The organism is Paraburkholderia bengalensis, from assembly GCF_037126505.1.
In the GTDB taxonomy this organism is placed as follows: domain Bacteria; phylum Pseudomonadota; class Gammaproteobacteria; order Burkholderiales; family Burkholderiaceae; genus Paraburkholderia; species Paraburkholderia bengalensis.
Map to the genome: position 1 here is coordinate 1 of NZ_JACFYJ010000172.1, position 9,058 is coordinate 9,058.

Genomic DNA, 9,058 nt, shown 5'->3' on the forward strand with positions numbered 1-9,058 from the left:
TTAAGCGGCGTTATCGAAATTAGCTTCTCTTATTCTATCGATCGCTTCACACTCACGCATCCGATTCTTCCCACTCTCAATACATCATGAACTGGCTGGGTATTGAGCCGCTCTTCCAGCGACTGGTTGGCAATGGCCTGCGCACCCGCGCCCTGCGATAGCGCGAACAGCATGGCTGCGGCAGGGATCGCCGCGAGCCGGGCCCGCGGCTTCCAGCCTGTTGTATGCGAATTCATTGTTCTCCCCCGGTAAAACAGGCAGCGCTTGGCTGGTTCTTGTGCTTCGCGCTGCCTCTTGCGTTGCGGCTTCTCCTGCTGGTGAAACGTGTTCTGACGGGTAGCGGCCCCCCTGGTCTCCTTGCTATCTCCTTGCATTCGCCGCGTTTTGCAGAGCTTGTAGTACGCCTGCCTGGCGCAGCATCGCGGACGACATGGGTGCCGTCTGCAACGAGAGCTGCAACTGGTTGGCGACTTGCTGGTTATTGCCTGCGATCTGCAGCAGTTGCGCGATGGCGCCGGCCTGTTGCGCATTGCCGGGCGCGATGGTTTGCGACGCGATGCCGGCGGGCGTCTGCAGCGCGATGGTCACGCCGCCATTGCCGAACGAGATGCCCGCCTTGATGTTGCCCGCCGCGTTCGATGCCGACGCGCCCTGCGCGTTGTTGCCGCCCGCCAGCAGTTGCGGATTGTTGTTGAAGTCGATCGTCGCCGTGTTGAAGCCGGCGTTGCGATCGCCCGCCACCTGCGTGACCTGCGACACGCCGTTGACCGCGATGCTTTGTCCGCCGACGGCCGACGCGTTCGGGTTTGCGCCCGGATTGCCATGGCCGTCGACGACGCGCGCGAGCGTGCCGACGTTGGCCGACAACGCGTTGACCGCATCGCGCGCCACGGACAGCGTGCCTTGCGCGAGCGCGCTCGCGCCGTTCGGCAACTGCCATTGCGACAGGATGTTGAGTACGAAACCGGAGATCATCTGTCCGCCCGCGCCTTTTCCGGTCTGCTGGGCGAGCACGTCATCCCCGACGCTTTGCCACTGCACAGCCACGGGTGCCAGCTCGCGCGACGTCGACACGTCCGCGGCGAAGGCGCCGGTGGCGAGGCCGCACGTCGTGGCGATCCATGTCGCGAGACAGATGCGGCGAGGCTGGGAGAGGGTGCGCTTCATGGGTGGTCAGAACAGGTCTGCCTTGATCAAGCCATATTCGACAAAGGGAGTCGCGGCCGTGCCGTTGTTGAGCGCCCGTTCGCGCAGCTTCAGGGCCAGCGACTCGTTGTCCTGCAACAGCGGGGAATCCTCCCTGACCGGTTTCCCGACGACTGCGAACACGAGCCCGTTCCATGTCTTCGCGAAGTCCTCTTCGAGCAATATCCGGTTGCCGAGTGCGGGGTCCGCGACGAAGACGCGACCGTCCTGCGCATGCTTGACGATCACGAAATGCTCATAGCCGTCGAGGTTCATCAGAACCATGACGGGAATCTGGAGGTGATAGAGCGCGTCCGTGTTGACGCGAAAGCCCCGGCCGCGCAGCCCGATCGTCTCGACGAACTTCTTCATGTCGAGCATCGAGAAGCCGTTCTTGACCACTACCTCGGGCGTCGAGAAGGCCATCATCCGGCGGATCAGTTCCGTCTCGGGGATGTCGATGCCGTAGCCGAACTTGAGGAGAGTCGCGAGCGCCGCCGCACCGCAGCTGTAATCGAACTGCTGGCTGACGATGTGGCGGTAACGCAGGTCCCTCATCGAGTGCACCGTTTTTATGAGCGGAACACCTGCGAGGGTAGACGTGTCGATGCTCGCCTGTGCGTGCACTCGCGCACACACGGCGGCAGTTGCGAGCGCCGCTGCGGCAACGGCGAGCCGCGACACCGGGAACCGGTGAAACCCGGACATGCTGGTCTCCTGCCAAATCGCGCCGGCGGCTACGTCGGCCGTCGGCGCATCCCGTATGGGCTTGCCGTTTTAGCGGCTGGTGTTCATCGAAGCGATCGCGAGGCCGTTGTGCTGCACGTTGCCCGCGCCGCCGGCGATGTTCACGCCGATGTTGCCCGTAGCGTGCGACAGCGCGCCTGCGCCGAGCGTCGCCGTGCCTTCGAACGAGCCGGTGAACGACACGCCCGCCGTTTGCGACGAGTCGACCGTTGCCACCATCGCGGCATTGGCGCGGTGCGACGACGAGATCGTCGATGTCGAGGCAGCCATGCTGTTGTTCTGCACGTTGCTCACGCCCGACGCGACGTTCACGCCGACGTTGCCCGATGCGTACTGCAGCGAGCCGTCGCCCACCGACGCGTTCACGTTGAAGTTGTTGATGTTCGCGCGGCCGCCCGAGCTCTGGTTGTTGAAGACCTGAGCGTTGCCGAACACGTTGCCTGCATCGAGCGATGCGAGCGCGGCGTCGTTGCTTTGCGCGTTGTTCACCCCTTGCGCGATGTTTACGCCGATGTTGCCGCTCGTGTTCTGCGCGGCGTTGGCGCCCGTGGTGGCGTTCAGCGTGCCGGCCTTCTGCGTGTTGATGTGCTGGGTGACCGAGCCGTACGTGCTGACGTCCGTCGATGCCACCGTTGAGCTGAAGCCCCAGTTCGCGGAGATGCTGTCATGCGTCTTCGACTTCTCGATTTCGTAGCCGCTCGACTGTTCGCCATAGGCGGCCCAGCCCGAACCCTGGTTGGCCTGGAAGCCCCACACCTTGCCCTGGCCCGACGCTTCGATTGCGCCGAACGCGCCCGCGACATGCGAGCTGTTGCTGTAGCTGGACTCCTTGTAGCCCGCCGACAGGCCGCCCGACACGCTCGCATGGCCCGAGCCGAACCACGGCGTGTTGAACGAAGCGTAGTTGTAGCTGGCGCTCGCATGACCGCCCGCCGAGATATGGCCACCCGAGTTCTGGCTGTCATGGCTGAAGCTGCCGCTGATGGCCGCTGCCTGCGCGCTCGCCTCGAAGCCGCCGCCCTTGACGAAGCTGCTCTGGTTGCCGTACGCGTAGTGTGCCGATGCCTGATGGCCTTGCGCGCTATACGACTCGGACGAATGCGACGTCGACAGGTTGGCGAACGCATAGCCGCCGCCGTTGACGGAGCTGTAGTGGTTGTTGATCCTCGTCGTGATGCTGCCCGACGTGTAGGTCTGCGCGTTCGGGCTCAGCGACGCATTCGCATAGGCCTTCTGCGTGTTGTTGACGACGGCGCCCGCCGTGCTCGAGACGCTCACGCAGCCGAACAGCCCGACATAGCCTTCGATGCCCACAGCCTCACCGACCAGCGTGGCATTGAAGATGTACGGGTTTTTCAGCGACGTCGCGAAGGCGCTGGAGGAAGCGGCTGCGAGGACGGCTGCTGCAATAAGAGTGCGCTTCATGGTTCGCTCCGATACTGATTTTTGGTCAATTAGAAAAAAGTGCCCGCCGGGGGACGGAGCACAAAACTGTTCGCCGTGGCATTACCGGCTCCGGCAGCCTGGTTGATCTGCACGATTCCATTGACATTCCTGAACGCGTCGCTGGAGATGCTCGCCTCGCGGGCGCCCGGTACGGCAACCGCTCGGCCTTGACCGCCGTTGTTCGCGGCCGTCGCGGATAGCACCCCATCCGGGACGGTCTCGACCCCAGCCGCCGCAGTGCCGATCTGCACACTGTTGCGCTGGAGATTCGCTGCGCCCGCAGACTGGTTCACCATCACCGCTCCGGACGAATTCGAAAATGCGTTTCCTTCGATCGCGGCGCGCGCGGCGGGCACGCGCGCCCGGGCGCTCGCGCTCTGCACGCTGGCGTTGTCGTTGGCGACGGCGTCGCCGCTGGTGATGGTCAACTGGTTGGCCTGCGCGTTGTTCAGGCCGGCTGCCTGGTTCACCGTGATCGCGCCCCTCGCGCCGACGGCGGCGCCCGTCGCGATGCTGGCGTCGCCGCTCACGCGGCCCACCTGTTGCGCGTACGACGGTTGCGCCGCGGCGAGCGCGAGGCCCGCGAGCGCCGGCATTGCGCGAAGCATCGAGTGAAGCATCGAGTGAAGCGGCGGGTTCATTTGCTGAGCCCTCCGAGCGCCGCGCCCAGCGCCGTCGACAGCGGCGCGAGCGAGCCCGTCACCGTCGACGAGATGGTGCCGCCGATGCCGGGCGCCGGCTGGCCGATGCCGCCCGCGCTCAGCGCGACGTTGTTGTTGGTGGTGGTGCCGGACAGCATGCGCGTGACGGCCTGCAGGCCCGCGCCGCCCGCAACGTTTCCGTCGAGCCCCGTCGAGCCGTGCGCGCTGATCAGATCGGCATCCGATGCAACCTGCGCCATCGTCGGATTGAAGTGGCTGGTCGGAAAGGTCGCGACGCTCGACGTGACGGGGTCCTGGTCCCGCGGCACGGGGGCATACGCGATGCGCGGCGTCACTTCGCGCTGGACGACGATGTCGCCCGGATTCACGGTCTGCGCGAAGGCCGCGCCGGCCGCGAACATGCCGGCGATGGCGGCGATGGCGGCGATGGCGTTGAGTGTCGATACGCGCCCCGCGCGGCGGCATAGCGTCCCCAGTGAAGCATTCATGTTGTCTCCCCGCTTATCCGATATGGAGTACGAACGAGTTCGCGCTGTTCTCTTCTGCGCGTTCGATGTATGCGTGTGCCGCGCGGACGGCCGCGTTACTTTCGCTGGTAGTTCGCGACGTTGCCCTGCGCGGCGCGCGCGGCGTCGATGGGCACAGGCAGCGGCGACGGCGGAGCGATTTCGTCCCACAGCGTTACGGACGAGCCACGCATCAGCTGCGGCGTCGCCGCGACCATCACCATGCCGACAGCGCCGCCGCGCTGGCGCGACAGGATCTGATCGTCGAGCGCGATATCGTTTGCGTTGCCGCGTGCAGAGCCGTCGGCGGTGTCCGGTTCGTTGCCGATCGCGGCGTCGGCGTCGGCGGGTGTGGATGCGGATGCGGATGCGGATGCGGATGCGGATGCGGATGCGGATGCGGCGTCGGCCGTGTTCGATGTTTCATCCGCGACGAAAATGCCCGCCTGTTGCGCGGCGGCGACACCTGCCGCATCCGTGGCGCATGCCTGGGCGTTCGCGCCGGCGGGAAGCGTCGCCAGCGCCAGCGCGGCGCACAGGGCGGCGCAGGCGGACAGCAACCGGAACGGGCTCGCGTCGATGCCGAAAACGAGTCGCATGATGTGTCTCCTGGGTGCGGGACATTTAGCGAAACGTATGCCATCGGGCGCAATCCATTGATGCGATTGGAGCGGGCAAATCGGAACGGGCGCAGCCCTGGCGAAACCGGACGAAAACGTTTCAGCTCTGAAACCAGCGGCGCAAAAAACGCTAATTTCAAATCCGTGTGATAAGCGCGACGCGAGCGTAGTACGTTGATAAAAAAGTCTGCTGAATGCGCTTCCACTGTTTTAATCGCGCCCCAAAGAGCCTCTTTGATAGCCGAAAACCCTTGCTGGACAAGGCTCTGCGATTTAATTTGCATATTTGTTTTCGCCGGCTCGCGCGTATAGTAAGCTCTCAACCAGAGCACAAGTTTTTAAAAAGCCCAGTACTGGGCCGTTTCAATACACGCGCCGTTTTTCGGGGATCAGCTGTCCGTACGGAATGGAATGGCCGTTCGGTTTTCGCTGTGTGCGAATCCCGTACGAATTGGCGTGCCTGAAAGCAAAATCCAGATCAGCACGTGCCGTCATCCTTAACGTTCGTTGACGAGAGGATCTGAATAATGGAATCCGCCACGCGGCAACTGATATACGTTTCAAGAGATCCCAGTTCTGAGTTGAACTCGCGTTTCCTTGAACGCGGGTGGCATGTCGAAGTCGTCGGTTCTGCACGCGACGCGCGTCGCGCCGTACGTTCGGGGATGGCGGCGGGTGGTCTGCTCGACCTGTCCAGCTGCTTCCAGCAGCACGAAATCGCCGCCTTCGAATCCTGTCTGACCATGCCCAACGTTGGGTGGGTCGCCACCACCATGGCGGGCCAGTTGCAGGACGCGGCGTTGCGCCGCCTCGTGCGCGACTATTGTTTCGACTACGTTACCGTCCCTTACTCGGGCGACCGCATCGTCGATTCCGTCGGCCATGCATATGGCATGGTTTCGCTGGGCGAGCCGGCATCGAACGACGCTTCGCAGGGCGGCTCGGAAGGCGAAATGGTCGGTTCGTGCGACGCGATGCTCGCGCTGTTCCGCTCGATCCGCAAAGTGGCGATGACCGACGCGCCCGTGTTCATTTCGGGCGAGTCGGGCACGGGCAAGGAACTCACGGCCGTCGCCATTCACGAACGCTCGTCGCGCCGCAACGCGCCGTTCGTCCCGATCAACTGCGGCGCGATTCCGCCGCATCTGCTGCAATCGGAGCTGTTCGGCTACGAGCGGGGCGCGTTCACGGGCGCGAACCAGCGCAAGATCGGGCGTGTCGAGGCGGCCAACGGCGGCACGTTGTTCCTCGACGAAATCGGCGATCTGCCGCTCGAAAGTCAGGCGAGCCTGCTGCGCTTCCTGCAGGAGCGCAAGGTCGAGCGCCTGGGCGGCCACGGTTCCGTCGAAGTGGACGTGCGGATCATCTCGGCCACGCACGTCGACATGAACACGGCGATGATCGAAGGGCGCTTCCGCTCGGACCTGTATCACCGTCTATGCGTGCTGCAGATCGACGAGCCGCCGCTGCGCGCGCGCGGCAAGGACATCGAACTGCTCGCGCGGCATATGCTCGAACGCTTCAGGAAAGATGCGAGCCGCCGGCTGCGCGGCTTCGCGCCCGACGCGATCGCGGCGCTCCACAACTACAGCTGGCCGGGCAACGTGCGCGAACTGATCAACCGCGTGCGGCGCGCAATCGTGATGTCCGAAGGGCGGGCGATCACCGCGCGCGACCTCGAACTGGCCGAGTACGTCGAAATTGTGCCCGTGTCGCTCGCGCAGGCGCGCGAGGCCGCCGAACGGCAGGCGATCGAGCTGGCGCTGCTGCGCCATCGCGGGCGTCTCGGCGACGCGGCGCAGGAACTTGGCATTTCGCGTGTCACGCTGTACCGGCTGCTGTGCTCGCACGGCATGCGGCATATGGAAAGCGAGCCGCTCGCGCCGCACGCCGCTGCCGAAATGCCATCGACGATGCCGCACCTGTAGGCGCGGTTTCATCCCGTTTTTCGTTGCGTTTTGCCGAAGAAGCCCGGCCGTCTGGCCGGGCTTCTTCGTTTCAGGGATTCCGCTTGCGAGGGCCGCATTGCCGTCCGCGCTGCATTGCGGCTTCGTCGATGGCGAGCGGACGGGGTATCCCTCCCTGGCCATCCGGCCGGTCAACGTGCGTCCGTCTGGCTTGCTAGAATCGGTGTTTTCCTAAAAACACCCGCGGCGCGCTGCGCACGGCCGAAGGAACCCGCATGAAACAATATCTCGACCTTGTTCGCACGATCCTCGATACGGGCAGCTGGCAGGAGAACCGCACCGGCATCCGCACGATCAGCATGCCGGGGGCGATGCTGCGCTTCGATCTGCAGCAGGGTTTCCCCGCCGTGACGACCAAGAAGCTCGCGTTCAAGTCGGCGATTGGCGAGCTGATCGGCTTTTTGCGGGCGTCGCGCAGCGCAGCGGATTTCCGCGCGCTCGGCTGCAAGGTCTGGGACGCGAACGCGAACGAAAACGCCCAGTGGCTTGCCAATCCTTACCGGCAAGGCACGGACGATCTGGGCGACGTGTACGGCGCGCAGTGGCGCCAGTGGCCGGCGTACAAGGTACTCGACGCAACGGCGAGCGCGCAGCTCGAAGACGCGGTATCGCGCGGCTATGCGGCCGTCACGGAATTCGAAGAGGGCGGGGTGCGCAAGGTGTTGCTGTACAAGGCCATCGACCAGCTGCGCCAGTGCCTCGACACGATCATGATGAACCCGTCGGACCGGCGGATTCTGTTTCATGCCTGGAATCCGGCCGTGCTCGAGGAAATCGCGCTGCCCGCGTGCCATCTGCTGTACCAGTTCCTGCCGAACGCGACGAAGCGCGAGATTTCGCTGTGCCTGTATATCCGCAGCAACGACGTCGGCCTCGGCACGCCGTTCAACCTGACGGAAGGCGCCGCGCTGCTGCATCTCGTCGGCCGCCTGACGGGCTATACGCCGCGCTGGTTCACGTACTTCATCGGCGACGCGCATATCTACGAGAACCAGCTCGATATGTTGCAGCAGCAACTGACCCGTGATCCCTACGAAAGCCCGCGGCTGGCGATTTCCGAGCGCGTTCCGGAGTACGCCAAAACGGGTGTCTACGCGCCCGAGTGGCTCGAGAAGGTCGAGCCGTCCGATTTTTCGCTGGTCGGCTATCGGCACCATGAGCCGCTGACCGCGCCGATGGCGATCTGACGGCCTTCGTCGTTCGAACAGAGAAACGCCCACTGCGATTGCGGTGGGCGTTTTTGCTTTCTGGCGCGAAGCGGACGTTCAGCCGCGGTGATGCTCGTCGTGGCCGCCGCCGCCCGTCGCGCGTTGTTCCTGATGTGGCTGCGGCTGCGGCTGCGTCTGGGGTTGCGGATGCGGCTGCGGGTGGAACTCCTGACGCGGCTGCTGCTGCGGTTGGGGCTGCGGACGGAATTCCTGATGAGCCTGCTGCTGCTGCGGTTGCCCTTGCGGCTGGAACCTGGATCGCGCCGACGGCTCCGGACGCCCTTGCGCCTGCTGCATCGGTGCCTGCTGTGCTCGTCCGTTCTGCTCGCGCGATGGTTGCCCCTGCGCGACACCGCCACCGAAGACGCTCGCGGGTCGCTGCGACGCTTCATGCTGCGGGGTGGCCTGACCCGGCTGCTGACCTGGATGATGCTGCGAAGGCGCCTGCACGGCGCCGAACTGCTGCGAATTCCCGCGCTGCTGGGCCATCGGCGCGTGCTGCTGGGTCCAGACGGGCTCGTGCTGTTGCCCGAGAGGCGCGTCCCGCCGTTGACCGCTTGCCGCTTGCGCCGGCTGTTGCGGCATGCCGTTCATCGGATGGCCGCCCGCGAACTGCGGCGGGCGCGGCACGCCATTGCCAGGCTGGGCCGGCGTGCCGTGCTGCTGAGCACTAGTCGGCGCGCTGCCACCGCCAGGCCGCTGCGCGCCTGCCGCCTG

9 protein-coding genes are annotated in these 9,058 nt (G+C 65.0%); 3 read left to right on the forward strand and 6 right to left on the reverse strand.

Annotated elements, in window-relative coordinates:
* Positions 1-360: 360 nt before the first annotated feature.
* The 6 genes from H3V53_RS41500 to H3V53_RS41525 all read right to left on the reverse strand — a co-directional run bounded on the left by H3V53_RS41500 (position 361) and on the right by H3V53_RS41525 (position 5,145).
* A complete protein-coding gene (locus H3V53_RS41500; protein ID WP_336602786.1) occupies positions 361-1,167 on the reverse strand; it encodes a peptidase C39 in 807 nt (268 codons plus the stop codon).
* A 6-nt stretch (positions 1,168-1,173) separates the two neighbouring features.
* Positions 1,174-1,893 (reverse strand): C39 family peptidase, encoded by a 720-nt coding sequence (locus H3V53_RS41505; protein WP_336602787.1) that lies wholly within the window; start codon positions 1,891-1,893, stop codon positions 1,174-1,176.
* A gap of 69 nt (positions 1,894-1,962) precedes the next feature.
* The gene (locus tag H3V53_RS41510; RefSeq protein ID WP_336602788.1) at positions 1,963-3,357 is read right to left on the reverse strand and encodes a hypothetical protein; all 1,395 of its coding nucleotides are present in this window, start codon (positions 3,355-3,357) and stop codon (positions 1,963-1,965) included.
* Between the two features lie 29 nt (positions 3,358-3,386).
* Positions 3,387-3,974, reverse strand: coding sequence for a hypothetical protein (locus H3V53_RS41515; RefSeq protein WP_336602789.1), 588 nt, complete (start codon positions 3,972-3,974; stop codon positions 3,387-3,389).
* Between the two features lie 41 nt (positions 3,975-4,015).
* On the reverse strand, positions 4,016-4,528 hold the full coding sequence (locus H3V53_RS41520) for a hypothetical protein (protein WP_336602790.1): 513 nt from the start codon (positions 4,526-4,528) through the stop codon (positions 4,016-4,018).
* 95 nt (positions 4,529-4,623) lie between these two features.
* Positions 4,624-5,145: a hypothetical protein gene (locus tag H3V53_RS41525; protein ID WP_336602791.1), complete on the reverse strand. Its 522-nt coding sequence runs from the start codon at positions 5,143-5,145 to the stop codon at positions 4,624-4,626.
* Positions 5,146-5,693: 548 nt separating this feature from the next.
* Between H3V53_RS41525 and H3V53_RS41530 the strand changes: the two genes are divergently transcribed.
* The 3 genes from H3V53_RS41530 to H3V53_RS41540 all read left to right on the forward strand — a co-directional run.
* Entirely contained in the window at positions 5,694-7,094 is a 1,401-nt protein-coding gene (locus tag H3V53_RS41530) for a sigma 54-interacting transcriptional regulator (RefSeq protein ID WP_054925044.1), read from the forward strand.
* A 254-nt stretch (positions 7,095-7,348) separates the two neighbouring features.
* Positions 7,349-8,320 (forward strand): thymidylate synthase, encoded by a 972-nt coding sequence (locus H3V53_RS41535; protein ID WP_336602792.1) that lies wholly within the window; start codon positions 7,349-7,351, stop codon positions 8,318-8,320.
* Between the two features lie 90 nt (positions 8,321-8,410).
* On the forward strand, positions 8,411-9,058 hold a 648-nt coding region (locus H3V53_RS41540; RefSeq protein ID WP_336602793.1), incomplete at its 3' end, for a hypothetical protein.